Annotated in this window: 1 protein-coding gene; it reads right to left on the minus strand. The window is 49.6% G+C overall.

Annotation, left to right across the window (positions count from 1 at the left end; all coding sequences use genetic code 11):
• A partial coding sequence (murJ, locus tag R7093_RS27980) for a murein biosynthesis integral membrane protein MurJ (protein WP_318147378.1) occupies positions 1 to 522 on the minus strand: 522 nt, incomplete at both ends.

Raw genomic sequence — 522 nt, forward strand, 5'->3', positions numbered from 1 at the left:
CAACAGCGCCATGTTGACGAACGCTGACAATGCCGTAGCAATAGCCAAGCCGACGTAACCGTAGAAATAGGCAAAAATTGCGTTGAACACCATGTTAGTCACCATCGCGATGATGCCGTATTTCACTGGCGTTTTTGTGTCTTGACGTGAGTAATAGCCTGGCGCCAACACTTTAATTAACATGAAATTCAATAGGCCAGATGCGTAAGCGAGCAACGACAGAGACGCTTGGTGCACATCTTGTGGAGAGAACTCACCGCGCATAAATAGCACCATCAACATCGGCTTCGCCAACGCCATCAAACCCAACATCGCCGGAATCCCGAGCAGCGTTACCATGCGAACGCCCCAAGCCATGGTATGTGCAAAACCTTCGCTCTGCGAGTCCACATGTTTACGAGACAGCGCAGGCAAAATCACCGTCGCAATCGCAATACCAAACAGCCCCAGCGGGAACTCCAACAAACGATCGGAATAATACAACCAGCTGATTGAGCCAGTTTGTAGAAAGCTGGCAATAAA

It is taken from the genome of Vibrio sp. 1580 (assembly GCF_033340055.1).